The organism is Psychrobacillus lasiicapitis (genome assembly GCF_006861795.1).
In the GTDB taxonomy this organism is placed as follows: domain Bacteria; phylum Bacillota; class Bacilli; order Bacillales_A; family Planococcaceae; genus Psychrobacillus; species Psychrobacillus lasiicapitis.
Map to the genome: position 1 here is coordinate 34,025 of NZ_VDGH01000011.1, position 24,366 is coordinate 58,390.

Below are 24,366 nucleotides of genomic sequence, written 5' to 3' on the forward strand. Positions count from 1 at the left end.
AGCAGAGGGATTAGTCTTTTCCCTCTGCTTTTTCTATTGCTATTTTTCGTTCCTGTGTAACGGCATTTATTTGACCGCCAACTAATAGTACTATTCCGGATATATATAGCCATAACATAAGTACGATGATCCCACCTATACTGCCATATGTGGAAGAATAATTTCCGAAATTGCTAACATAGTATGAGAAACCTAGTGATACGATAATCCATCCTAAAGTTGCAAATACAGCTCCCGGAAATACGCTACGCAAAAACAGCTTTTGGTTTGGGACAATCCAATATAATCCTGTTAAAACAATTAGCATTATAAGTGGAGTAATTGTCCACCTTAAACTATTCCAAAGTTTTACAAAACCTTCTTCAAATCCAAAATAAGAAAATAATATAGTACCAATCTGTTGTCCAAACACTGGTAAAACTAACATTACGGCAAACAATACTATCATAATTAAAGTAAAGACAACCGATAAACCACGTACGATAAAGAATGGTCTTGTTTCGTCTAAATTATAGGATCTATTTAATGACTTAACAATTGCATTCATCCCATTGGAAGCTGACCAAATGGTACCTATTATCCCGATGGACAACAATCCACCATTTCGTGTCAGCAAAATGTCGGAAACAGTATCCTCAATTAGAATATATACATCCTGTGGAGCATAATTTTCTATAAAACGAAATACTTGTGCTTCGTCTAAATTTAAATAAGGTAATAGGGTAACAATAAAAATAAGTAAGGGAAATAAGGATAATAAAAAGAAATAAGCAAGCTGAGCCGCAAGTCCTGTTATATCTGTTTTTTGGATATGTACGATTAAATGTTTGAAATATCCTTTCCATGTCGTTAAATCTTGGGGCTCTTCTATCTTTTTATCCTTTTTTTTCATGTTAAGAAACTTTAGTTTATTAAACCAATTATTAGAAGAGGAGGAATGCGCCTTCAAATTATGCTCTTGTTCTTTTTCGGGGTTCATTCTATCCCCTCCTTTCATTATAATTATTGCTTGACGATATATTCTTCTGATTCTGGGTCTACAATGGATTTGTATTCCTCTTTCGATTGGGCAAATGCTTCCTTCGTATCCGTTAATAATGTTTTGACATGAGGAGTCATTTCTTTTACTTCATTTACTTTTTGCGATATGTAAGTCGCATCAGAGTTTATTTGTTCATAAAATGATTTCCATTTCGTTACTTGTTCCTCAAGAATCACTTTCAGTTCTTGCCTATTTGTACTGTAATATTTTATTTGACGTCCAATACTATTCGTTTTTTGGACAACTGCATTTCTTGTCTTATTATCTAACATTGTTAATGCACCACCAATAAGTGCTCCACATACTACGCCTTTTACAAATTTGCTCTCACTCATCTCATAACCTCCGTTATATTATGTTTGTATAAATTAATTATACCCCCGACTGGGAGGAATAAAACAAAAGTATTTTTATTTCAATTTTAAAATTTATCTTGACTATGTCTCTAATTTATTGAATATTAGCAATAAGGGGAAATCTACTAGAAAGGATAGAAATGTTCACTTGATAGAAAAATAGAAAATGGGGGTTTTATAAAATGGAGAAGTTGAATGAAATTTTAGGGAGTATCTCTTCTGTAATTTGGGGAATACCACTCCTAATATTAATCGTGGGGACAGGTATTTATTTAACAGTACGAGTAGGTGTACTACAAATAAGATTACTGCCTGCAGCTTTAAGACTAGTATTCTCTAAAAAGCATGATAAGACAGCAGAAGGGGACATTACCCAATTCCAAGCACTCACTACTGCACTAGCTGCAACAGTTGGTACTGGTAATATTGTTGGGGTCGCAACAGCAGTTGTCCTTGGTGGTCCTGGTGCTATATTTTGGATGTGGGTTTCTGCATTCTTTGGAATGGCAACAAAATATAGTGAAGCTATCTTAGCGGTAAGATTTCGTGTGAAAGACGCTAAAGGTCAAATGGCGGGTGGTCCCATGTATTATCTAGAGCATGGACTTAAGCAAAAATGGCTAGCTGTATTGTTTGCAATTTTCGGTGCGCTAGCAGCATTCGGTATTGGTAACGGAACACAATCTAATTCTGTTGCTGGGGTTGTAAAATCGACATTTGGTCTAGATACTTGGATTACTGGAGCGGTTCTTATGATCTTTACCGCACTTGTTATTCTTGGTGGTATTAAGTCAATCGGTAATGTAACGGCAATTTTTGTACCTATTATGGCAGTTTTTTATTTAATTGCAGGTTTACTTGTTATGGCTATGAATATTACTGCTATTCCAGATGCATTTGCTACAATCTTTAGAATGGCGTTTTCTGGAGAGGCTGCTGTTGGTGGAGCAATTGGTGCCGCTATACGTTATGGTATTGCTCGTGGGGTATTCTCCAATGAAGCTGGTCTTGGGTCTGCTCCTATTGCTGCTGCTGCTGCAAAAACGGACTTACCTGGACGACAAGCACTTGTTTCGATGACCCAAGTATTTTTAGATACATTCCTTATTTGTTCGATTACTGGCGTTACAATCGTCATGTCTGGTATGTATACAGATACTAGTCTTGCTGCAAACGAGTTAACATCTGCATCTTTCGGCCATTTCTTAGGTGATTTTGGACCATATGTTGTAGCGATTGGATTAATCTTTTTTGCTACTTCTACTATTTTTGGCTGGGCTTATTACGGAGAAAAATGTTTCCAGTACTTATTTAAAAATCCTTCTTTATTAATCATTTATCGTATTGCATTTGTTATTATGGTACCTATTGGTGCTGTTGTTTCGCTTGATCTAATCTGGACGTTCTCTGATATAGCAAACGGCTTAATGGCGATTCCGAACTTAATAGGTTTACTAGGTCTTTCTGGAATTGTCGTATATGAAACAAAACGTATACAGCAAAAGCTAAAAGAAGAAAAAGAAGAAGCAAAAGCTGCTAAGTCTATTTAGTATTTGACAATCAAACCAGAGCGTGAAATGATAAAGTGAAACTTCAATCCGGTTCTTTCGGATTGTTAGTTGAACCATTCGGGCTTTTACGGGCAGTTAACCTCTCGTTATATGGAACCCGATTCATTATTTAGAGTCTAAATTACATTGGATATTGTACTGCCCGTTAAATCGGGATAAAGTTCTAATGTATGAAAGGTAGGTACAAAAGAATGAATTTATCAGAACCATCTGTTGAAAATGTGGCGTTTATGATTGATACCATAAAAGAAAAACTACGTATGGTAAATGTTGATGCAATGAAATCAGAACATTTTAATGCATCTCAATATGAAGATTTAGTGTATTTATATGAAATGGTGAAAAAAAGAGATTCTTTTAGCCCAAGTGAAATGCAAGCGATCGCCGCTGAACTTGGAAGCTTACGTAAATAAAAATTCCTTCCCAATATAACGTTGGGAAGGAACTTTTTCTTTTGTGGAAGAATAAAATTATTTATTCAATTCAACTGCAATTTGAGCTCCAACTCTTGCATTGTTATACACAAGCTCAATGTTGGATTCTAATGACTTACCTTCTGTTAACTCTTTTACTTTGCCAAGTAGGAATGGCGTTACGTCTTTTCCTTTAATGCCGTTTTCCTCTGCTTCTTTTAACGCTGTGTGGATGATGTCATTGATATAAGCTTCATCTAATGAGAATTCTGCTGGGATTGGGTTTGCAATAATTGCTCCTCCGTTTAATCCTAGCTCCCATTTCACTTTAAGCATTTCTGCTACTTCTTTTGGCTCATTTAAACGGAAGTTAGCAGCAAATGGACTTGTTGCTGTATAGAACGCTGGGAATGCATCTGTTCCAAAGCCTACTACTGGCACACCTTTTGTTTCTAAATATTCTAAAGTTAAACCGATATCCAAGATAGATTTTGCCCCAGCACATACAACTGCTACATTTGTAGAAGCAAGTTCTTCTAAGTCAGCCGAAATATCCATAGTCGTTTCAGCGCCTCTATGTACGCCTCCAATTCCACCTGTTACGAACATTTTGATGCCTGCAAGTTCTGCACAAATCATCGTTGTCGCAACTGTTGTAGCACCAATTTCTTTAGAAGCTACTACATATGCAAGATCTCTTCTTGATGTTTTTCTTACATTTTTACTTGTAGCAAGCGTTTCTAAATCTTCATTTGAAAGACCGATTTTAATCTCGCCATCCATAATAGCGATAGTTGCTGGTACTGCTCCATTATCACGAATAATTTGTTCTACTTTTTTTGCCATTTCTACGTTTTGTGGATAAGGCATACCATGTGAAATAATTGTTGATTCTAATGCTACGATTGGTTTTCCTGCTGCCATCCCTTGTTCTACTTCTTGTGAGTATGTTAAATATTGTTTCATAATTTATAATCCTCCATTTCATTTTTTAAACCGATTTTTGTAAGTTCCGTACGAACCGTTTCAGCGGACTGAAGCGTTTTATTGGCATTTACCATCCCGGTTTGTACCGCTTCGGTTATCTCCACGCCTTCAATCCACGCATGTAATGTTCCAGCTACAAATGCGTCTCCTGCCCCAGTTACGTCTACAATGAAGTCTGCAGGTATGGCTGGCGCTATAGTTGTTTCCATTTGTTGCCCAGCAAATACAACACCTTTACTACCACCTGTTACAACCACTTGTTTGATCCCTTTTTCTACAAATAATTCTGCTGCTTTTTTCCACGATGAATCGTCTTCTATTGTCATTTGGAAATAAGTTTCCGCCTCATCTTTATTTGTTATTAACCACTCAATTCCTTCTAGCGACTCCGGCATTCTGTTCATCTTAGGCGAAGAAACCGGAATAATAGCAAGTGGTATTTTATAGCCTATTGAGATGGTTTGTACATATTCAATGACATCTTTTGGACAATTCATATCAATAATTAGCAGCTGAGCTTTCGTTAAATGTGTTTCCTGTTTCTTCAAATACTCCACCGTAAATTGATCGTAAATGTCCATGTTTGCTAAAGCAAACAACATTTCTCCATGTGTGTCTAGTATGGCAGAGTAAGTCCCTGTTTGATAATTTGATAATTTTTCTACGGAAAATAAATTCATCCAAGGGCTTGAAGCTTTTTCAATGGATTCATATTCCATGTCATTGCCTACTACAGTAAGCATACGCACATTATGTCCTAATCTTCCCAAATTTTCTGCAATATTCCTTGCAACTCCACCGATACTCTGTAAGCTAGTCGTTGGATTGGACGTTCCCATTTGCAAGTCGCTTTTCACTATATATTTTCTGTCTACATTCGCTCCGCCAATACAAATAATTTCTTTGTTTTCCGGTAATATATAAGCTCTTCCAGTTATCTTTCCAATTTTAATAAGACCAGAAATAATATTAGCAACAGCAGGTCTAGACATTTGTAATTCATTTGCAATTTCTAACTGAGATGCATAAGGATTCTTTTTAAGATAGTTTAAAATTTTAACTTCTTTTGAGTCCACTTCATTTCCTCCTTTCCCGCGATAATGAACTTTTGTTTTAATTATAAACTTTTGTTTCAAAAAGTCAAAAGAAAACTGACAACAAAAATAAGTTGCCAGTTAGTAGTATTACTGTGGAGAGTCATTTAATGTACCGTCTTCTAATACACGTGGTTGAATAAGTACTTCGACTCTTCTATTTTGAGCCCGACCTTCCGCAGTATCATTGGAAGCTACAGGTCTAAATTCACCATATCCCTTTGCACTAAAATAAAGAGGGTCGATCGTATTATTTCCTACTAAAATTTTTAAAAAGTTCACAGAACGCATAACACTTAGTTCCCAGTTAGATGAAAATTCACTACTTGATATTGGGATATCATCTGTATGTCCAGTAATAACAACATTTCTAGGAGGATCAAATATGAGAAGCTCCGATATATCTTCCGCGATTTGTCGATACTCTGGCTTTACTTCTGCTTGTCCCATCTCAAATAATATATTATCTCGAATAGTAACGAGCAGCCCTTCATTTGTTAACTTTGTAGCAAATTGCTTTTCTAGTGCATTCACTGCAATGTATTCATCGACACTATCTTGGATACCAGCTAAGGCTTTTTGGTCTTCTATATAGGCAGAGCTTTCCTCTGACTCATTTGTCTGATTTGGCACTACTGGTACATCTAATGGAGACGGATTATCCATAAAGCCTGTCCCACCATCGAAAATTTGGTCAAATACTTGTGACATCTTCTCCAGTTTTTGTTGATCTACTGTACTTGCTGCAAAGAGTACGATGAACAAGGCTAATAATAATGTGAGAATATCCGCATATGGAATAAGCCAAGATTCATCCATATGCTCTTCTTCTTTATGCTTTTTACGCTTCCTTGCCAAGGCCATCCTCCCCGCTTCCACCTAAAATTTTCTTGCGGTCCGCCATCGACAAATAAGAAGCTAATTTTTGTTCAATAACACGAGGGGAATCCCCTTCCAATACGGAAAGAATACCTTCTAGCATCATCGTCTTTTGACGAACCTCTTGTTTAGACTTTCGCTTTAATTTATTTGCAAATGGGTGCCAAATTACATAACCTGTGAAAATCCCTAAAAGCGTAGCAACGAACGCCGCCGAAATGGCATGACCTAGTTTTTCAATATCATTCATATCTTTTAAAGCAGCAATAAGACCGATAACTGCTCCCAGTACTCCAAGTGTAGGTGCATACGTTCCTGCTTGTGAGAATATAGAAGCCCCGCCAGCATGACGATCTTCTAATGCATCAATTTCTTCGGATAATACATCTCGAATATAATCCGCATTTTGACCATCTATGGCTAATGTTAAACCATTCTTCAAAAAAGGATCCGTCACCTCAGTAGACTTACTTTCTAATGCGAGTAACCCTTCTCTACGTGCTAAATCCGCCCAGCTAGAGAACATCTTAATAATTTCTGCATCTGACTCTAATTTATCATCTTTAAAGAGTACCCCAAAAAGTTTAGGAACCCGTTTTAATTCACTCATTGGAAATGCAATAACAACTGCTGCAACAGTACCAAATATAATGATGAAAATAGCAGCAGGATTCAAAAGTGCATCCGGCGTAACTCCTTTAAAAAACATCCCTACTAATAAGGAAACAATAGCAATTATAAGACCAAAAACGGTAGACTTATCCAATCTCTTAACCTCCACATTCTATTTCTTTACTTTATTTCGGCAATATTGACGAAGTTTGAATATAAAACTTTCTTTTTCAATGATATAAATCTATTAATAGTGAACAATTTTCTACTTTTTTAACTCCAATGTATATTGTCACAGCATTCAAAAAACTGATACTATGAATTATGTACAGAAAGGGTGGAGGAAAATGTCTTTGTTCAATCAAAAACTAGAAAAATATGCTGCTTTAGCAGTAGAAGTTGGGGTAAATATTCAACCAGGGCAAAAGTTATACATTGCGGCTTCGATCGATAGTGTAGAACTTGTCCGATTAATCACGAAAAAAGCATATGAAGTTGGAGCGGCTCAAGTATTTGTAGACTTTTCAGATGATGAGATTACACGCTTACGTTACGAGTTAGCTCCAAAGGATTCTTTCAACTATTATCCTTCATGGAAGGTACAGGAACGAGAGCTATTAGCTGAAGAAGGCGCTGCATTTATGAGCATTATGAGCCAAAGTCCAGATCTATTAAAGGGAGTCGACACCGCTAAAATAGCTGCTTTCCAAAAAGCTACAGGGCAAGCTTTAAGTAAGTATCGTCAGTACGTACAATCAGATAAAATCAGTTGGACAGTAATCGCCTCTCCGTCAAAAGATTGGGCAAGTAAGGTGTTCCCACAACTAACCGAAGAAGAACAAGTACCAGCTCTATGGGAGGCTATTTTTAAAGCAGTTCGTGCAGATTTAGAAGATCCAGTTTCAGCATGGAAAGAACATGACACGCTTTTACATGCAAAAGTAGATTACTTAAATAATAAAAACTATCAAAAACTCCGTTATACTGCTCCTGGAACAGACTTAGTTATCGAACTTCCAAAAGGACATCTATGGTGTGGGGCAAGTAGTGTAAACGAAAAAGGCGAAGATTTCATGGCAAATATGCCAACAGAAGAAGTATTTACGGTTCCATTAAAAACAGGTGTAGAAGGATATGTGGCAAGCAGTAAGCCATTAAGCTATGGCGGAAATATTATTGATAATTTTACAGTCACTTTTGAAAAGGGTCGTATCGTAAAAGTAGAAGCAGAACAAGGTCAAGAAGTGCTTGAGAATCTTGTTGCTACTGACGAAGGTTCTCACTATTTAGGGGAAGTAGCACTTGTACCGCATGATTCACCAATTTCTAACTCTAATTTACTATTTTATAACACATTATTTGATGAGAATGCTTCTAATCATTTGGCTATCGGAAGTGCATACGCTTTCTGTATCGAAGGTGGTAAGAAAATGAGTCGTGAAGAGCTTGCAGAAAATGGATTGAATGATAGTATCACACATGTAGACTTTATGATTGGTACAGAAAAGATGGACATAGACGGCATAAAAGAAGATGGAACTACAGAACCTATTTTCCGCAATGGTAACTGGGCGTTCTAATAGACGTATTCGTTTCTAAATATTTCTTCTTACTTTTTCCCGTCAACTAAGCTATAATGATAGTATCATAACTAGTGAGGTGTTTAACAATGGGCTTATTCACAGTTACCGTTCTTGGTTTTGCAGTATGCATAGGAATTTCAGGATATGCAATTATTCATTACTTCGCTAAAGGCATGAACACACACGATGCGATCCAAGTAGATCCTAAACCTTCTAAATAATACAAACAACCGCATTTTATGCGGTTGTTTTTTTGCTTTCTAGTAACATTTCTATGAATGTGCAGGAATAACTTTACCAGATTTTTAAATGCAAAAGGAGCGCTAGCTATGGGAGTACACCTCTAATGGTTCGCTTTACTAATCTGACTAAGCTATTACTTTTTTAGTTAGTGTCCCTATTACAAAGGTGCTTATTTTGCAAGAATAAGTAGGGCAACAAGATTATCGAAAACTAATCTGATAATACAAATTCAAACTTAGAGACTTGCTCATTTTTAACTAAATTAGATGTCATTACTTCTCTTTTTCCTTTCATTTTCGTAACAAGAGTGTTTCAAATATATGACTAAGTAGTTCCATTATATCAATATAGCAAAATCTTTTAATTACATATAACTACTTCTTCATGAAATATACGTAAACTTCCAACATATAACATATGGCAAACCTATTATTATCTATTATACTTACTAAGTATCTAGAATTCAGACATGCCTCTAGAGGCTTGCATAGGCACTTACACTTATAATGTACGATTGGATTGGAGGAACAAAAATGTTTTCAAACGCACATATTGGAATAGATTTAGGAACAGCAAATACATTAGTTTATACAAAAAGCAAAGGCTTAATTATAGATGAACCAACTATTGTAGCAATTAATACAAAGACAAAAGAAATAGTAGCTTTCGGTGAAGAAGCAAAAAAAATGGTAGGTAAAACACCTATTTCCATCGAAGTCGTTCGCCCTCTAAAAGATGGCGTCATTGCGGACTTTGATACTACGACTCAGCTACTAAAGTTAATTATGCAAAAAGCTAGTAAAAAATTAGGCACTGCACTAAGAAAACCGACTGTCATCGTTTGTACTCCTTCTGGCGCAACTTCGGTAGAGCGTAGAGCAATTCAAGATGCGGTACGTCAAAGCGGTGCAAAAGAAGTACAACTTATGGAAGAACCTGTAGCTGCAGCAATCGGGGCTGGTCTTCCTGTAAACGAACCTGTTGCGAGTATGATTGTTGATATTGGTGGAGGTACGACGGAAGTTGGTATTATATCGTTTGGTGGCGTAGTAGCTTCTAACACAGTTAAATCAGCAGGTGATCGAATGGATGAAGCGATTATCCATTTTGTTCGAAAAGAATATAATGTCATCATTGGAGAACCAACTGCTGAAAATATTAAGAAAACAATTGGTCATGCATTAGTCCCACATACTGTGGAACAGATGGATGTGCGCGGAAGAGATCTTGTGACTGGTTTGCCTAAAACAATTCATCTTTCTTCTACACAAATTCAAGGAGTTTTAAAGGAATCTCTTGAAATTATTTTAGAAGTAGTCCGTGCAACGCTTGAAATTATCCCACCTGAACTTTCGGGAGATATCGTAGATCATGGAGTAGTACTTACAGGTGGCGGTGCCCTATTAAAAGATATGAAAGAATGGCTTTCAAGTGTTATTGAAGTTCCTGTTCATCTTGCACCTGAACCGCTACAATCAGTAGCCATTGGAACAGGAAAATCTTACTTTATATCTGAGCGCAAACAAAAAGTAGCAAAATAGATTCGAAACAAATTCCAAGCAATCCCCTTTCATTTCATATAAAATAAAAGAAAATTATTATCGAAGGGGTAATACTATGTCACAGTTAAATGAAATTTTAGATTTCAATAAATCTTTTGTAGAAAACGAACTATACACGCCTTATGTAACTACAAAATTTCCAGATAAACGAATGGTCATTTTAACATGTATGGATACGAGACTTACAGAAATGCTTTACAAATCAATGAACATCAAAAATGGTGACGTTAAAATAGTAAAGAGTGCCGGCGCTGTTATTAATCATCCATTTGGCGGTATTATGAGAAGCTTGATTGTCGCTGTTTATGAACTTCAAGCAGATGAGATTTTTGTCGTCGGCCATCATGATTGTGGTATGAGTGCAATTCAACCGGATAAATTAGTAGAAAAAATGATTGAAAGAGGCGTAGATCCACATACTTTCGATGTCTTAAAATACTCTGGTGTTAATATGGATAAATGGTTAGAAGGCTTTTCTGACGTGAAAGAAAGTGTTTTACATAGTGTGGAATTGATCAGAAATCATCCGCTCATTCTACCAAGCATTCCTGTGCATGGCCTGATTATTGACCCTACGACTGGACGTTTAGACTTAGTTACAGATGGTTCAATCGACAAGAACTAATTTATTTCCCAGGAAATCGACACATAAAAAGCCGGTTGTTCAGAAATGGAACAACCGGCTTTTTAGTTTTCTATAAAGACTCTTACCTTTTCAATGCTCTTCACTCAGTGAAGCATACATGTAATGGTCTTCCCATTTACCGTTAATAAACAAAAGTTTTCGTAGCAATCCTTCTCGTAAAAATTCATTTTTTTCTAACACTCTAATAGACCCCATATTTCGTGGAGATACATATGCCTCTATGCGATTTAAATGGACATGTTCAAATCCAAAAGATTTAACGATATGTACTGCCTCCGATGCTATCCCTTTTCCAACAAATTGTTCATCAATAGAATAACCAATTAGTCCACTTGAAAAGGGCATTCTTTTTAGGCTATATAATGAGATATGACCTATCATTCTATCCGTATGATGTTCGAAGATGCCAAAACCAAATTCTCTTTTTTCTTGCATCAAAAGCAGAGATTCTCTAATTTTCTCTCTTTGAACGGTAGTAGTGTAATAGTCATCTCGGTGCAGAGGTTCATAAACGGACCAATAATATTTGTTTCGATAGACAAGATCTGCTAAACTCGGTGCATCTTTTATACTTAACGTCTGTAGATAACAGGTATCCCCTTCTAAGTAAACCAAACTTTTTTCACCCTTTTACATTAGTAAATTGAATAAATTCGTTCACATCTTGAATACACAAGTTAATACCTTTTATCCAAAATGCTTCTTTCGTAATATCTTCCCCTAAATGCTTCATTGCCAAATCTTCCACTGTCATCACTGCAGTATCTTGAAGCAGAGCAATATATTTCTCTTCAAAGCTAGATCCTTCTGTAATAGCTTTCGCATAAATACTTAAAGAAAATAGATACCCAAACGTATATGGGAAGTTATAAAAAGGTACGTCTGTAATATAAAAATGTAATTTTGAAGCCCAGAAATGTGGATGAGTTGTTTCTAGCGCATCGCCATATGCTTCTTTCTGAGCAGTTACCATCAACTCATTCAATCTTGTTGCAGAGACCATACCCTTTTTACGTTCTTCATAGAATCTAGTTTCAAATAAGTAGCGAGCATGGATATTCATAAAAAATGCTACACTACGTTGAATCTTATCTTCTAAAAGAGCGATCTTTTCTTCTTCTGTTTTCGCTTCTTTTACTGCAGCATCTGCAACAATCATTTCAGCGAATGTGGAAGCTGTCTCCGCTACTCCCATTGCATACTGACGATTCATCCAATGTACTGGTCTTAAAGCATATGAATGAAAAGCATGTCCTAATTCATGAGCAAGTGTCGAGACATTGGACATGGATCCACTATACGTCATGAAAATACGTGACTCTTCGGACACAGGCATACCCGTACAAAACCCTCCTGGTCGTTTGTTCGGACGATCTTCTGCTTCAATCCACCCTTTTTCGAAAGCATTTCTAGAAAACGCTGCTAGCTTAGGACCAAACTCTTTGAAATGCTTCAAAATAAATGCGGCTCCTTGTTGAAAATCCATTTTTTCTGTAGAAGCGCTAACTGGTGCATCTAGGTCATACCAATGCATTCTTTTTTCGCCTAGCATATCCGATTTTCTTTGTAAATATTCAACAAATGGTGCTTTGTTTTTGGAAATAGCTCCCCACATTGCATCCAGTGTTTCTTGTTTCATGCGATTAATTTGCAAAGGTTCTTGTAAAACGGATTCCCAGCCTCTTTTTTCGTATACAGCAAGTCTAAAGCCTGCTATATGGTTTAGCGTTTTTGCAAAAAAGTCTTCTTTCTCTGTCCAAGCGGTTTCTAACGCATTAAATGATTCCTTTCGAATAGCAGCGTCCTCGTGTGAGCTTAAATTGTTCGCTTGACCCACAGATAGCTCCTTTTCCACTCCATCTAGTGTTAACTTAATGCGAATATCACCTACTAGCAGATCGTATAGTTGGCCCCAAGCATGATATCCGTCTACGCTAAGGGTTGTAATCATATCTTCTTCTTTTTCCGATAGCATTAGCTTTGCTTCGTTTCTCCATTCGTTTAATACAAATGCAAATGATGAAAGCTCGTTTGTTTGAAGCAAATCTTGCCATACCGATTCTTCTGTTTGTCCAAGCATTTGCTGGATTGTAAGCATAGAGGAGGAGAGTTTTGCATATAGCATTCCTACTTCCCCTTCTAATAATGCCGCTTGTTTATCTGTTGTGTCTTGGGCTTGGAAGCAACCGATTACTGCTCCTGCTTCTGATAAATTCACTGCAATATCCTTCAATTTCTCAATTGTATGTACTATTTTGTTTACATCTTGGATGGAAGATGGTGTATTAAAATCTTTCAGTTCCTCTTCAAAGGCTAACAATTTATTTTTCACTTCATCCAAATGCTTTCTAAGTGCTGTTGAGCTACTTCCCCCTACAAAAAACGAATCTAAATCCCATACAACTGAATAATTTTCTTCAATCATTTCCATTTCCCCCTAAAGTGACAGTTTATTTAGAAATCTAGTATACCATGTTTTGAACTACTCTATTATCCGGTTTTCGTCACATAATATTCATAATTGTAATTTGTCGAACGATTATTTCAAAGGTATACTTACTATAGAGAAGGAGGAGATCGAATGGTCAAAATAATCCTTTTGATTTTAAGCTTAATATCTACTATCACTGTACATATACTAGCAAATACGCTTCCTATAAACGGTCAAACAACTGTAAGTATTTTAAATAGACTTCCCATATTTTTTACACCTGCTCATTATGTATTTTTCATTTGGTTCATCATCTATATATTATTGGCATGTTGGATTTGGAATAGTATTAAAGAGTATTCGGCTACGCGTCAACTCCCTTTAAAACGAGTTCTACTCTTCGCCTTTACTTCTATTTTTCAAATAGCGTGGATTCTTTTTTGGCATTTTGAGCTGTTTCATTACGCATTAATTTCAATGTTTGCTTTACTTGGAACCTTATTTTCACTTTATATAACTTATCCAGTTCTACAACGAAATTGGATGAGTAGATTGCCTATTTCTATTTATTTTGGTTGGACTTTTATCATGACGTTTATCAACCTAGATTACCTTTTAACTTACTATGAATTCAGTGGTTTAGGAATTACAAAGTCATTGTGGACAGTTATTCTCTTAACTATTGCCACAGCTATTGCCCTTCATTTCCGATATCATTTCGAAGATCAAGCAATAGTAATCGTTTTTATCTGGACTTTTTTAGGACTAGCCTGTCGTCATCTGTTTAACGAATTACTCATATCAACTGCTTCCATTTTTTTAAGCAGTGTGCTTGTTGTAGGTATATTTTTCATCAAAAAAACGCCACCGAAGGAATGATTTCGGTTGGCGTTTTCCTTATTTTAATCTAATTTTGTTAACAAAATCGGTCCTTCTTTTGTAACTACAATTGTATGTTCGATTTGAGCTACTAATGATTTATCAGGCGTGATGAACGTCCATCCATCCCCAGACTCTACAATATGTTCTGCTTTTTCAGAGATAAACGGCTCTACCGCAAGTACCATACCTTCTTTTAAAATCGTTGGATCCCATGCATCATAATAATTTAGTACATGCTGTGGTGCTTCATGAAGTGACTTTCCAATTCCATGTCCCGTTAAGTTCATAATTACATGTAAACCATTGTCCTTTGCTTCTCTAGCCACAGCTTTTCCGATCTGGTTTAGACGAGCACCTGTCTTTACTTTTAACATTGCACGGTTGAAAGCACTCTCTGCTACTGTACATAGTTTTTCTTTTTCTGAATAGCCTTCTCCCACAACGAATGAAATACCAGTGTCAGCAAAATATCCATCGCATGAGCCAGACACATCAATATTGACCATGTCGCCTTCTTGAATGACACGTGATCCCGGAATTCCATGGGCAACTTCCTCATTTACACTAATGCAAGTATATCCCGGAAAATCATATTCACCTTTTGGTCCTGAAATGGCACCCGTTTCTGCAAACATTTTGCCTGCAATTTCGTCTAATTCCTTGGTTGTAACACCAGGTTTTGTTGCAGCCTGCATCGCATCACGTATTTCTGCTACAATGCGACCTATTTTTTTTAACGCTTCTAACTCTTCATTTGTTTGTACAATCATCTATATAAGATCCCTTCTCCATTAACTGTACAATAATCATATCATATTTATACTTTATTCGGCAGTAAAAGGCGTGGTGCTTTTACAAACAAAACAGTACAAATAAATGCAGCAACTAAAAATACTGGGATCATATAAGTAGAGTTATAAATAATAGAGTATAAAATCGGATTTTGATCCCCAGCAAATTCGCTAAAAAATAGAAATCCAGATGTTACATGTGCTAAATAACGAAGGAATGCCGCGATAAAAGTTCCAGCAATAACGGCTATAGCCATTTTCTTTGTGTCCTTGTTTTCCAACGCTCTTATAAATGCGGGTCTAAAGAAACCAGCGAATCCCGCGACCATAAACGCGATAAAATAATCGATTGCTACTTGTAAAACAACGATTTCAAAAGACAGCGGTGCTGGGTAAAAACGTCCAGTTACTACTTGCAACAAACCGATTAAAAATCCAGTAATAAGACCTGCTACAACTCCACGTCTGAAAGCAATTAAAATAACTGGTACTAGCACAAAAGTTACGGATCCACCTTGTGGCATGCCAAATCCAATCAGGTCTAATACATATCCTAAAGCTGCAAATATAGCTATTTCTACTAATAATAATACACGTTGATTTCTCATTGTACTCCCCTTTTTTCCCACAAAAAAACGACGCCCGGGATAGACCCAGACATCGCGCGATTGTCAGTTTCCATCCACATCCCTACGCAAGCTTGAACTTACAGGTTCGAAGGGTACAATCTCAGCCGCATAGCGACGCCCCTTGTGGTTATGAATTATTTAGTTCGAGTTCATTGTAGCAGTGTAAAATAAGGAATGCAACCCCTCTTCCTTCATTGGTATACTTATAGAAATAATAGATAACGGAGGGGTTACTAAAATGATAGAGTTATTGAAAGATTTAATCCGTATTAAAAGTGATGATTTAGAAGGAGCGAACGAAGCTCTTTTATATTGTAAAACTTGGCTAGAAAAACGTGATATTACACCAACAATATATGAACATGACGGTAAACTTATGCTGGTTGCAGAAATAGGTAGTGGGGATGATTGTATTATATGGAACGGACACGTCGATGTTGTCCCTGGGGAGCTAGAACAATTTATTCCTTATATTGAGGGTGACCTGTTATTTGGAAGAGGAGCTGCGGATATGAAAGCTGGCGTGGCTGCGATGATGCAAGCTTTCTACGAGCTTTCATTGGTTCCTCACAAGCTAACCCCAAAAGTGCAATTGCATATTGTAACAGACGAAGAAACATCGGGAGATACATCCAAGTATCTTGTCGATATTGGATTTCACGGAGATTTCGTTATTTGCGGTGAACCAACTCAATTACATATTGGATTACAAGCGAAAGGAATTGTCCAATTAGATATCGTTTTAAAAGGAAAATCTAGTCATGGAAGTCGTCCTTGGGAAGGGATTAATGCGATTGAACAAGCATTCCTATTCGATCAGGAAATGCGTAAACTTTCTTTTTTAACAGCTAGTAATACATTTTATGATTATCCATCTTTAAACTTGGCAAAAATACATGCAGGTGAAAGATACAATGTAGTACCTGATGAATGTATTATGTCTTACGATATTCGCTTTGTTCCGGGACAATATGCAGTAGACATTATTAATGAAATAAAATATATGACTAGCAGTCTCTACCCAAATAGCGAGGTAATAATTCATTCTACTGCTCCTGCCGTTACGACAGAAGAAAACAATAAATATGTACAAAAACTACAACAAGTAACTTCTTCTATATCCGCACGTCCAACTGAGTTATTTGGTCAACACGGCTCTGCTGATACTCGATTTTATGCAGAAAAAGGGGCAGGGGCTATTGAGTTTGGACCAAGTGGTGCGGATTGGCATGGAAGAAAAGAATATGTTTTGATTTCATCTGTGGAGCGATTTAAAGAAATTTTAATTTCATTTATATTGGACTGAGTTGTTGAATATGGAAAGGAGATCCTGATAAGTGGTTAATAATAAAATGTTAAGTGCATTATCGTATTTTAGTGTATTATTTGCGCCATTCATTGTACCAATTATCGTCTTTTTTGTTTCACAGGATAAAGAAGTAAAATATCATGCAAAAAAGTCACTTTTTTCGCATATTATACCAGTCATTCTAATGATTATTATATTTATTAGTATATTTGCAACTACGATTCCTTCCTCTACTTCCATGGTCATGATGTTAGAGAAGCCATCCTTTTGGGCAACATTTGGACCACTGTTATTTATCATATTGTATATCATTATTTATTTAATTGTTTTAATCTGGAATATTATACAAGGCATTAGAGTGTTAAGATAATGTTTATGATACACTCATAATGGGAATATAGACAGCATAGAGAAACCCAGGGAGAGATATAATGATGAAAGTAAAAGCGATCGTAAAAACTGCAATCAAATTAGCTCCAATCGTCTTACCGATAGTAAAAAAAGCAATACAAGCCAAAAAGACCACGAAATGATTAAAAGCTGTTCCCTGTAAAGGGAGACAGCTTTTTAAATGTATGGTTTTAATGCTGTTAATGATAGATAATTTTCGAAGCCTTCTATTCTGGAAACAGGGGAGTTTACGGTTTCTTTTTGACTCTTTATAATTTCTTCAAATGTGAGAGGATTCGGGTTTGGTAACTCGTTTGGTCGTACGTGTAAGTTTTTATTATAATGTGCAAAGAACGCATTTGCCATAATCCGGTATCCTTCCATCGACGGATGTACATCAGCCGGATTAGGAATAAGTTCCTTTGCTTGTGGTGCGAATGCTTCTTCTACGGATACATATACCGCACCATTACTTTCTGCTTGTGTTTTTAATATGGAATGCAATGTATTGAGTTCTTGTTGAATCCCTTGCTTTTGCGATTCATGTACATGGGGATAAGCAAAATAATAACCCATTACATAAACTTTCGCTTTTGGAGCAGCTTTTTTTACTTCTTTTATAATTTCAGCGATACTTTTACGTACATTATTTAAGGCAAAATCAGCTGGAATTTGTTGATAGGAAAGTGTTCCATTTGCCGGGTTTGCTTGCACCAGTCTTAGTAAATCATTTGCACCAGCAGAAATTGTTACGAGCGTTGCATTTTTTAGTAGTTCTTGTGCTTCCTCTGATTGCAAGGTGGATAGGATGTCAGCCGTCGTAAATCCCGGGAATGCGAGCCCTTTCGAATAAAAAGCAAGCTGACGTGAACGTTTCAATTCCTGAGCTATTAAATCTGCATAGCCGACATCTATTTCCCTATTTGGCGTTTGCCCAGCCGCCAATGAATCACCTATTGCAATATACACTTCCGGACTTTTTGCTTCTACAGACACAGCCGAAAAAGGAAGCAATAAAAAAACGATTATCACAAACCATTTCTTCATGCTTTGTTCCACTCCTTAAAATGCCCAAGTACCTTTATGGAAAATAGGCTCCATTGTTCCATCTTCTAACTCACCCATAATATCCATATCAGCGCTACCAATCATAAAATCTTCATGGACGATGGATGTGTTAATACCAATTTGTTCTAGTGCTTTATGAGATAATCCACGAGCTCCTTCTACACATGTGGGATATGCCTCGCCAATTGCAAAATGATTCGATGCATTTTCATCGAATAATGTGTTGAAGAACAATACATTGGAAGCAGATATAGGAGATTCATGCGGAACTAATGCAATTTCACCTAAATACTTAGCTCCTTTATCAGTTTGTGTTAGTTCTTGTAAAAGTTCTTTGCCAATTAATGCCTCTATTTTAGTAATGGCACCATTTTCAAATGTCAGTGTAAAGTCATCTACAATATTTCCTTGGTATACGAGTGGTTTCTTATTTTTTACATACCCATTCACACCAGTTTTTAGTGGTGCTGTATACACTTCTTCAGTTGGCATATTGGCAATATAAGGAACACCTTGAGCATTTTTACTTGCCCCTGTTAACCAAATATGATCTTTTGGCAGCTCTACTTGAATGTCTGTTCCTTCCGCTTTATAATGGAGCTTTTTAAAACGTTTTGCATTTAAAAGAGCAGCCCGACTTTCCAGATTGCTAATATGCTCTTTCCATTTTTGGACCGCAGTACCTTCTCCCACTCTCACCACTTTGAAAATAAGATCCCATAATGCTTCCATTTGGCTTTCCACTTTTAGCTCTGGAAATACTTTAGCAGCCCATTTTTCTGAAGGAATTGCAACGATCGACCAAGTTATCACATCATTCATCACTGCTTTTCGATAATTTTCTAATGCTTTTCCTGATGCCTTTTGAAAATTAGAAATTCGGTCAATTGACACACCTTCCAATAAATCTGGATTGTCTGCATCTATCCATAATAATGCACCTTTGTTTTCAATTAACTCATCTCGCTGCATTGCTAACCATTTTGGATATTCATGAAATGCTTCGTCGGGAGCTAAATCATAAAATGCTCGTGCATTTACTTCATCCGTATAGTTTACATCAACACGTTTCGCACCGGCTTCATACGCTTTTTTTACGATAAGCCTAGTAAATTCGATTGTATCTGTTGTTGTACCAATTAATAACGGCTGCCCCTTTTGAATATTCAAGCCAACTTTGACAACTAGCTCCGCATATTCTTCTAGCTTTTGTTGGAAATTCATCTCTATTTCCCCTTTTTCTCTACAGTTTTAGAGTTTCCTTCTATTAAGGCACCACGATGCCAGATTTTTTGAACCGGTTTGCTCGGAAGCTCTTTTGTCCATTTCTTATATGTTTTTTCATCTGAATAAGTTAATAAAGTCAATACTTCTCCATCTTTCCCTGCGCGACCTGTACGACCTGAACGATGTAAATATTGTTCGATTGAATGCGGAACGTCTACATGAATGACATGGGTTAAACCCGAAATATCGAGCCCGCGTGCTGCTACATCTGTCGCTATTAAAATGCTCACTTTTCCATTTTTAAAATCATCCAATGCTTTTTTTCGTTCTTCTTTTTTCATCTCCGAGTGAAGAGAAACAATTGGAGCATCCATATACGTCAGTTTAGAATCCTTCATAAGTAATTGATCCAAACTATTAACAAACGCGAGTCCTTTCATCCCTTTTACGTGTGAGAGTCTTCTTAAAAGATCTGTTTTGTCTCTTGGCTCTGTTTTAACGTAACTATGGATTACTTCTCCCTTAGCTGGAATCTCTTCTGCAGATACTTGAATACGTACTGGATTATCCATCATTCTATCTGCTACTAGCTCAATTTCATCTGTAATCGTAGCAGAAGTAACAACGAGTTGGCTTTCTACTGTTGCATCGATTAATCCTTTTACAGTGGTGCGGTGTTCTCTGCTTAATAATTGGTCGCCCTCATCTAATACGATTGTTTTAATTTCGTGCATTTTTAGTTTTTTCGTCTTTACAAGTTCTTGTAATCGTCCAGGTGTTCCTACGACAATTGTTGGTTTCTTTTTCAGTGTGTCTATTTGTCTTTGGATATTAGCTCCGCCGATTAATTGCGCAACGGTGATGTCTGTACCTGCAACCCACTCACGAAAAACTTCAATAATTTGCATGCCTAGTTCTTGAGAAGGCACGATTACTAATGCTTGCACTTGTTTCTTCTTAGGATCTACCTTCTGTAAAAGCGGAATAACATAAGCTAATGTCTTTCCTGTTCCTGTCGGAGATTCTGCTACTATATCTGAACCGTCCAACATATGCGGGATTAGTTTGGTTTGTATTGGCATCTCAAATGCGAAATTTGCTTTCGCCCATTTTTCTTGTAATGTTTCATTTAAATTTTGTAAAAAAGTCAAGTTTTATTCCACCTTATCTATGTTTGATTCAAGTGTACCACACTTTTATTATCGGCAATTAGTGATTCGGAATTGAAAGAATTCACTAAAAAGTGTAAGTGTGCTTCAAGTGTATTTTGTTTAGTGAAGCTACTGAAAAAGGATAGTTTACGTAGTAAAGGGAATGTCCGCCATGATTTCCGCTGCAGGCGGACGCTTTCCGTGGGGCGAGGAGATTGAAGTCGTGCCCGCGGAATGCGTCCACCCTGTAGCGAAAATCCCAACGGACACTTAATAGCTCTGTCTTAAGACGCATTATTCCTAAAAAGTGGCATGCCAAAGAGAAGCATAAAAAAAGTGCCTTACTTATAGGCACTTTTCACTTTCTTCTTCTGCTATATATTCTTTCATTAATTCATAATAATTTAGTTGGTATAATTGTCTTCCATCGATTTTAAATATTCCTTTGTTCACTAGATCCTCAATTATATTGTCACGTTTCTCTTCCATTTTTGATTCTTTCATTTGCATGTTCATAGTTGTCTCCTTGCATAGTTAATACAATGTATGTTTACCCAAATTAGAGGATAATAAACTACTTTTTAAAAGCTTTCGTGATAACTGGAAAACGCCTGTGGATGAACAAATAACATAGGTACCCTAAAAACGCACCTAGTGTATTCAACCAAAGATCGTCCACATCGCTACTTCTACTTTGAGGAATTTGCGTAATTTCAATAAAAAGGGATACGCATAATCCGATGATTACTGTATTCGGAAAATATACCATCCTTCTATAAAGTAACGGCAACAAAAAACCGATCGGCATAAAAAGAATAATATTCCCAAGAAAGTTAATATAAAAAGGTTGCCAAAACCCTAAATACATAATCGCATTATACGTTTCTTTTACTACACGAAACAGCTGTAAGTTCACGCCTGTTCCATAGGCTTGCTCCGCTCCTGGCTTCGGAATAATTGTTTGAGAAAATAATCCGATGAGAACACATATAAACAGAAGAAACCCAATTTCATGTAAACTTTCCTTTACATTAAATCCTCTTTTCTTCCAGCGAGCAATACGCCAAATAATCACAAGTGGGAGAGCTATACAAATAAAAAAGAACATATCGTCCAAATAAGCCATAATGACAGTCATTTATTCACCTGCTAACAATTCCTCTAAAAATTTTTCACGATGATCTAAAAAATACTTGGTTATTTGGTAATGGCCCGTCATTTCATATTCCAATTCTTCAATTTCGCCATGATCAAAACTAAGAATGGTAGCATTAGGATAACCTAAAATAATTGGAGAATGCGTGGCAATGATAAATTGACAATCTTCTTCCTCCACAAGATCATGCATAATACGCAAAAAAGACAACTGCCTTTGTGGGGATAGTGCTGCTTCTGGCTCGTCCAATAAGTAAATAGCACGTCCATTGAAGCGATTTAAAAATAAAGAAAGAAATGATTCCCCATGTGATTGCTCATGTAAAGATTTCCCTCCGTAGCTATCTAAAACGCCCGGAAGTTCTCTTTCTAGCTCATCAATATGGGACGCGAATTGATAGAATGATTCCGCACGTAGGAAAAAACCATTCGTCACTTTTGGCATCCACGACAAACGAATATACTCCCCTAATGCACTTTCGGAAGCATCTACCTGAAATAAATTATTTCTGCTTCCACCCGCAGTATTAAATTCACAATTATCCGCAATACCTTCTAGTAGTGTAGATTTACCAGTTCCATTTTCACCAACTAAGAAAGTTACACTGCTTGTCAACTCGAGTTCTGTTAAATTTTTTATCGTCGGTATAGTAAACGGATACTGATTATCCTTATTTGCTTCTCTATGTAATATTGAGATTTTATTTAAAAACATATGTATCCTCCCCTACTCATACTATCTATTAATAACTTCGAAAGGCTGTGAACCTTGAATCTACCCGTTCGTATAGAAACAAAGCGTATTTTTAAACATTCACCTTCCGTGAATGTTTACTATCCTATTGTAACTAACTTACACCATCCGCATATAGAAAAAAAGATTAATGCAGATATTATTACGCTTCTTAACAAAATGTTGATCGAGCAAGGCTTTTACACAGAAGGTGTACAAGAGATTACTGGGTATTATGAGATAAAAAATAATCAGCGGGACATTTTAAGCATATTATTGATTGTTTACACTTTTTCTGGCGGTGCTCATGGTTTAACCGTCTGCAAATCGTTAACTTTTGATGTTACTACTGGGAAAATGTATACATTACAAGAATTATTTAAACCGAATAGCGATTATGTCAAAACCTTATCTGCCATTATCAATAAAAAAATTATCGAATGGGATGTACCACTTCTCGGAGAATTTAAGGAAATACGAAAAGACCAAGATTATTATATTGCAGACCATTGTTTAGTCATCTATTTTCAATTATACGAGATAACGCCATATGTATATAATTTTCCATTTTTCCCCATTGTCATTAAAGACATAGAAAGTCTCATTCCATTAAATAGTCCACTTGAAAAAATGCTCTACTTCTAGTGACACTTCCCCTTTACTAAGTTAAAGTATTAAGTAAGATAGTAAAGGGGGAAAATTCAGAAATGAAAGCTATTTTTTTCGATTTAGATGATACTTTATTATGGGATAAAAAAAGCGTGGAAACCGCATTTGAAAAAACATGTGCATATGCGGCTTCAAAAGTAAACGTCGATGCAGCATCACTAGAACTTGCCGTTCGAGAAGAAGCAAGTGCTCTATATGATACATACGAAACACGTCCTTTTACACAAATGATTGGGATAAATCCTTTTGAAGGGTTATGGGGAACTTTCGATGACCCGAGCGAAGATTTTCAAAAGATGAAAGCGATCATCCCTGAATATCAAAAACAAGCATGGACAAGAGGGTTAAAAAAATTAGGCATTGAAGACGAAGCATTTGGAATGGAGCTCGCTGCACATTTTCCTAACATGCGTAAAGAAAGTCCATTTATATATGAAGAAACCTTTGAAGTGCTCGACCAATTAAAAGACAAATACACACTTCTTTTAATGACAAACGGATCGCCTAGCCTACAAAATACGAAGTTAGAAATCTCACCAGAAATTGTTCCTTACTTCGACCATATTCTTATTTCCGGAGCATTCGGAAGAGGAAAACCAGACCCATCGATATTTGAACATGCGCTAGATTTAGTCGGAATTACAGCGGATGAAGCACTGATGGTTGGGGATAATTTGATGACGGATATACTCGGCTCTTCCAAAGTCGGTATGCGATCAGTTTGGATTAATCGGGAAAACAAACCTGCAAACGAAGAAATTAAGCCTACTTATACTATTGAAAACTTACGAGAGCTATTTGAAATTCTTGAATAGGGTCAAAATAAAGAGCTTGTCTCATAGTCGCTAAATTGACTTGGGAGACAAGCTCTTTCTATTCATTTAATGATTTTCCAACTAAAAGCAGATTTTTCTAACTAAATTTAATTATTCCAACTAAATTA

At 36.5% G+C, this 24,366-nt stretch carries 27 protein-coding genes and 1 riboswitch; of the genes, 11 read left to right on the forward strand and 16 right to left on the reverse strand.

What is annotated here, in order from left to right:
• Positions 1 to 10 precede the first annotated feature (10 nt).
• Together FG382_RS17625 and FG382_RS17630 are read right to left on the reverse strand one after the other, a co-directional pair.
• Entirely contained in the window at positions 11 to 979 is a 969-nt protein-coding gene (locus FG382_RS17625; protein WP_142540206.1) for a YihY/virulence factor BrkB family protein, read from the reverse strand.
• 23 nt (positions 980 to 1,002) lie between these two features.
• On the reverse strand, positions 1,003 to 1,377 hold the full coding sequence (locus FG382_RS17630; RefSeq protein WP_142540207.1) for a YtxH domain-containing protein: 375 nt from the start codon (positions 1,375 to 1,377) through the stop codon (positions 1,003 to 1,005).
• Positions 1,378 to 1,580: 203 nt separating this feature from the next.
• Between FG382_RS17630 and FG382_RS17635 the strand changes: the two genes are divergently transcribed.
• Positions 1,581 to 2,948: an alanine/glycine:cation symporter family protein gene (locus tag FG382_RS17635; protein WP_142540208.1), complete on the forward strand. Its 1,368-nt coding sequence runs from the start codon at positions 1,581 to 1,583 to the stop codon at positions 2,946 to 2,948.
• A gap of 212 nt (positions 2,949 to 3,160) precedes the next feature.
• Complete coding sequence (locus FG382_RS17640; RefSeq protein ID WP_142540209.1) at positions 3,161 to 3,382, forward strand: DUF1128 domain-containing protein; 222 nt, start codon at positions 3,161 to 3,163, stop codon at positions 3,380 to 3,382.
• Between the two features lie 57 nt (positions 3,383 to 3,439).
• On the opposite strand, the gene FG382_RS17645 is transcribed toward FG382_RS17640, so the two are convergent.
• The 4 genes from FG382_RS17645 to motA form a co-directional block, all read right to left on the reverse strand.
• The gene (locus FG382_RS17645) at positions 3,440 to 4,348 is read right to left on the reverse strand and encodes a pseudouridine-5'-phosphate glycosidase (protein WP_142540210.1); all 909 of its coding nucleotides are present in this window, start codon (positions 4,346 to 4,348) and stop codon (positions 3,440 to 3,442) included.
• Positions 4,345 to 5,445 carry a PfkB family carbohydrate kinase gene (locus FG382_RS17650; RefSeq protein WP_142540211.1) on the reverse strand — a complete coding sequence of 367 codons (1,101 nt, stop codon included), beginning with the start codon at positions 5,443 to 5,445 and terminating at the stop codon, positions 4,345 to 4,347. The genes FG382_RS17645 and FG382_RS17650 overlap by 4 nt, the downstream gene beginning before the upstream one ends.
• A 108-nt stretch (positions 5,446 to 5,553) precedes the next feature.
• Positions 5,554 to 6,321, reverse strand: coding sequence for a flagellar motor protein MotB (gene motB / locus FG382_RS17655; RefSeq protein ID WP_142540212.1), 768 nt, complete (start codon positions 6,319 to 6,321; stop codon positions 5,554 to 5,556).
• Positions 6,305 to 7,108 carry a flagellar motor stator protein MotA gene (gene motA, locus FG382_RS17660; protein ID WP_142540213.1) on the reverse strand — a complete coding sequence of 268 codons (804 nt, stop codon included), beginning with the start codon at positions 7,106 to 7,108 and terminating at the stop codon, positions 6,305 to 6,307. Before motA ends, motB begins: the two co-directional genes overlap by 17 nt.
• Positions 7,109 to 7,301: 193 nt before the next feature.
• Between motA and FG382_RS17665 the strand changes: the two genes are divergently transcribed.
• The 4 genes from FG382_RS17665 (at position 7,302) to FG382_RS17675 (ending at position 10,967) form a co-directional block, all read left to right on the forward strand.
• A complete protein-coding gene (locus FG382_RS17665) occupies positions 7,302 to 8,534 on the forward strand; it encodes an aminopeptidase (protein ID WP_142540214.1) in 1,233 nt (410 codons plus the stop codon).
• Positions 8,535 to 8,623: 89 nt separating this feature from the next.
• Positions 8,624 to 8,758, forward strand: coding sequence for a hypothetical protein (locus tag FG382_RS23390; RefSeq protein ID WP_268238284.1), 135 nt, complete (start codon positions 8,624 to 8,626; stop codon positions 8,756 to 8,758).
• Positions 8,759 to 9,313: 555 nt separating this feature from the next.
• Positions 9,314 to 10,321 carry a rod-share determining protein MreBH gene (gene mreBH / locus FG382_RS17670; RefSeq protein ID WP_142540215.1) on the forward strand — a complete coding sequence of 336 codons (1,008 nt, stop codon included), beginning with the start codon at positions 9,314 to 9,316 and terminating at the stop codon, positions 10,319 to 10,321.
• Positions 10,322 to 10,397: 76 nt separating this feature from the next.
• Positions 10,398 to 10,967 (forward strand): beta-class carbonic anhydrase, encoded by a 570-nt coding sequence (locus FG382_RS17675; protein WP_142540216.1) that lies wholly within the window; start codon positions 10,398 to 10,400, stop codon positions 10,965 to 10,967.
• A 90-nt stretch (positions 10,968 to 11,057) separates the two neighbouring features.
• On the opposite strand, the gene FG382_RS17680 is transcribed toward FG382_RS17675, so the two are convergent.
• Together FG382_RS17680 and FG382_RS17685 are read right to left on the reverse strand one after the other, a co-directional pair.
• Positions 11,058 to 11,603: a GNAT family N-acetyltransferase gene (locus FG382_RS17680; protein WP_142540217.1), complete on the reverse strand. Its 546-nt coding sequence runs from the start codon at positions 11,601 to 11,603 to the stop codon at positions 11,058 to 11,060.
• 7 nt (positions 11,604 to 11,610) lie between these two features.
• A complete protein-coding gene (locus FG382_RS17685) occupies positions 11,611 to 13,413 on the reverse strand; it encodes a M3 family oligoendopeptidase (RefSeq protein ID WP_142540218.1) in 1,803 nt (600 codons plus the stop codon).
• A gap of 156 nt (positions 13,414 to 13,569) precedes the next feature.
• Between FG382_RS17685 and FG382_RS17690 the strand changes: the two genes are divergently transcribed.
• Positions 13,570 to 14,298 carry a tryptophan-rich sensory protein gene (locus tag FG382_RS17690; protein ID WP_142540219.1) on the forward strand — a complete coding sequence of 243 codons (729 nt, stop codon included), beginning with the start codon at positions 13,570 to 13,572 and terminating at the stop codon, positions 14,296 to 14,298.
• Between the two features lie 23 nt (positions 14,299 to 14,321).
• On the opposite strand, the gene map is transcribed toward FG382_RS17690, so the two are convergent.
• The gene (map, locus tag FG382_RS17695; RefSeq protein ID WP_142540220.1) at positions 14,322 to 15,071 is read right to left on the reverse strand and encodes a type I methionyl aminopeptidase; all 750 of its coding nucleotides are present in this window, start codon (positions 15,069 to 15,071) and stop codon (positions 14,322 to 14,324) included.
• A gap of 47 nt (positions 15,072 to 15,118) precedes the next feature.
• Positions 15,119 to 15,700 carry an energy-coupled thiamine transporter ThiT gene (thiT, locus tag FG382_RS17700; protein ID WP_142540221.1) on the reverse strand — a complete coding sequence of 194 codons (582 nt, stop codon included), beginning with the start codon at positions 15,698 to 15,700 and terminating at the stop codon, positions 15,119 to 15,121.
• A gap of 62 nt (positions 15,701 to 15,762) precedes the next feature.
• Positions 15,763 to 15,853: riboswitch (TPP riboswitch) on the reverse strand.
• A 106-nt stretch (positions 15,854 to 15,959) separates the two neighbouring features.
• Between thiT and FG382_RS17705 the strand changes: the two genes are divergently transcribed.
• Both FG382_RS17705 and FG382_RS17710 read left to right on the forward strand, forming a co-directional pair.
• Complete coding sequence (locus FG382_RS17705) at positions 15,960 to 17,027, forward strand: M20 family metallopeptidase (protein WP_142540222.1); 1,068 nt, start codon at positions 15,960 to 15,962, stop codon at positions 17,025 to 17,027.
• Positions 17,028 to 17,073: 46 nt separating this feature from the next.
• A complete protein-coding gene (locus tag FG382_RS17710; protein WP_373287657.1) occupies positions 17,074 to 17,400 on the forward strand; it encodes a magnetosome magnetite crystal formation protein family in 327 nt (108 codons plus the stop codon).
• Positions 17,401 to 17,597: 197 nt separating this feature from the next.
• On the opposite strand, the gene FG382_RS17715 is transcribed toward FG382_RS17710, so the two are convergent.
• The 6 genes from FG382_RS17715 to FG382_RS17740 all read right to left on the reverse strand — a co-directional run bounded on the left by FG382_RS17715 (position 17,598) and on the right by FG382_RS17740 (position 22,736).
• Positions 17,598 to 18,467, reverse strand: coding sequence for an SGNH/GDSL hydrolase family protein (locus FG382_RS17715; RefSeq protein WP_142540224.1), 870 nt, complete (start codon positions 18,465 to 18,467; stop codon positions 17,598 to 17,600).
• Between the two features lie 15 nt (positions 18,468 to 18,482).
• Positions 18,483 to 19,712, reverse strand: coding sequence for an aminopeptidase (locus FG382_RS17720; protein WP_142540225.1), 1,230 nt, complete (start codon positions 19,710 to 19,712; stop codon positions 18,483 to 18,485).
• 2 nt (positions 19,713 to 19,714) lie between these two features.
• Entirely contained in the window at positions 19,715 to 20,866 is a 1,152-nt protein-coding gene (locus tag FG382_RS17725) for a DEAD/DEAH box helicase (protein WP_142540226.1), read from the reverse strand.
• 345 nt (positions 20,867 to 21,211) lie between these two features.
• Positions 21,212 to 21,382, reverse strand: a complete 171-nt coding sequence (locus tag FG382_RS17730; protein WP_142540227.1) for a Fur-regulated basic protein FbpA — start codon at positions 21,380 to 21,382, stop codon at positions 21,212 to 21,214.
• Positions 21,383 to 21,440: 58 nt separating this feature from the next.
• Positions 21,441 to 22,004, reverse strand: coding sequence for a VanZ family protein (locus FG382_RS17735; RefSeq protein WP_142540228.1), 564 nt, complete (start codon positions 22,002 to 22,004; stop codon positions 21,441 to 21,443).
• Positions 22,005 to 22,736: an AAA family ATPase gene (locus tag FG382_RS17740; RefSeq protein WP_142540229.1), complete on the reverse strand. Its 732-nt coding sequence runs from the start codon at positions 22,734 to 22,736 to the stop codon at positions 22,005 to 22,007.
• Between the two features lie 108 nt (positions 22,737 to 22,844).
• Here FG382_RS17740 and FG382_RS17745 point away from each other — a divergent pair, with 108 nt between their 5' ends.
• Together FG382_RS17745 and FG382_RS17750 are read left to right on the forward strand one after the other, a co-directional pair.
• The gene (locus tag FG382_RS17745; protein ID WP_244950547.1) at positions 22,845 to 23,399 is read left to right on the forward strand and encodes a DUF3298 and DUF4163 domain-containing protein; all 555 of its coding nucleotides are present in this window, start codon (positions 22,845 to 22,847) and stop codon (positions 23,397 to 23,399) included.
• 62 nt (positions 23,400 to 23,461) lie between these two features.
• Complete coding sequence (locus FG382_RS17750; protein WP_142540231.1) at positions 23,462 to 24,238, forward strand: HAD family hydrolase; 777 nt, start codon at positions 23,462 to 23,464, stop codon at positions 24,236 to 24,238.
• The last annotated feature ends 128 nt before the right edge of the window (positions 24,239 to 24,366 follow it).